Consider the following 1,240-nt stretch of genomic DNA (forward strand, 5'->3'; position numbering starts at 1 on the left):
TCGGCGGCGCGCAGCGCGGCACGCGGCCCGTCCTCGACGCGCGCCGCGGCGGTCGCCCGGCCCAGTCGCAGCAGCGCGGAGCCGTCGGGCTGCGCGATCAGGGTCACGTCTGAGTCGAGCGAGGCCACGTCGCCGCGCCCGTCGTCCAGCGCGAACAGGAACCGTCCGGAGAGCCCCGGCGCGAGCGGGCTGGCCTGGAGTAGCTCGTCCAGCGCCCGCACCTGGGGCACCATGGCATCGGCCAGCGGGCTGGCCACGATGTTGCGCACCCGGTCATGGCTCAGCGAGGGCAGCAAGCCGGCCGCGTGCAGCCGCTCGGCAAGCTCGGCCCCGCACCCCGCCGCCAGCCCGCGCACCTGCACGTTCCCGCGCGAGGTAGTCTCCAGCTGACCGTCCCCCAGCTCGACGGCGGCCTCCGCCAGCGCCCGCACCTGACCCGCCGCCAGCACCCCACCGGGCACCCGCACCCGAGCCAGCGCCCCGTCGTCGGCCTGATGCAGCCGCAACGCCCCGGGACAAGCGTCGTCCCGCCCACGCACCACCCGCACCGGGGCAGGCTCGAAGGCGGCGGACGAGGGTGACATGGCCGCGAGCATACCGATGATCCGACCAGCCGTATGCCCCGCGACCAGCGTGATCAATCTCTCGACGCCGGCAACAGGGCAGCACGAGGAACCTGACTGTAGGAGTGCCTGAGCGCCGCCTCGTCCATGGCGGCTGCAGCTCTGCCTCCTGCGATTGCGGCCGCGACTCCCCGGCGACGGCAACCTCGCCGGCGAGTCGCACCTCCGTACGACCCGTCAGACCACCATGGGCAGCGTTCCGCGTGGCCAGTGCCCGAGCCAGAAGGCTGCCGTGGACGGCTCCGGCTGGTCTTCGGTGGAGTCGTCGTGGGGCAGCAGTTCGGTGGGGGCGATGTAGCCATCGCCCGGGGCCAGCCGGATGCGAAAGACCCGCAGCGGCTGTTGGCTGGCGACGTAGGCTCGCAGATCGTCGGTGTGCGGGTGGCGGCCGACGGGGTCGGCGTAGAGCATGCGGCAGATGGTGCGGATGTCGAGTTCGGCGAGCAGGAGGTAACGGGTACCGGGGCCGAGGTTGAAGCACAGGCGCCGTCGGCCGGTGTGCTTGGACTCGTAGTCCAGGCGGTCCCAGTTGTCGACGTGCAGTCCGATGCGACGGCCGTCCAGGTAGTTAGGTGTGGTGGTCAGGGCCTTGGCGGGGCCGGCCGCCTGACCGAGGT

The 1,240-nt window shown here is 72.7% G+C and carries 1 protein-coding gene and 1 pseudogene; both read right to left on the bottom strand.

All coding sequences use genetic code 11. The annotated features are described in order from the left end of the window. A pseudogene (locus C7C46_RS31040) lies at nucleotides 1-584 on the bottom strand (cobalamin biosynthesis protein CobG); the annotation flags it as partial. Nucleotides 585-800: 216 nt separating this feature from the next. Then, nucleotides 801-1,240: hypothetical protein (locus tag C7C46_RS35460; RefSeq protein WP_220040726.1), on the bottom strand; the 440-nt coding region annotated here is incomplete at its 5' end.

Source organism: Streptomyces tateyamensis (assembly GCF_003205575.1).
Taxonomy (GTDB): Bacteria; Actinomycetota; Actinomycetes; order Streptomycetales; family Streptomycetaceae; genus Kitasatospora; species Kitasatospora tateyamensis.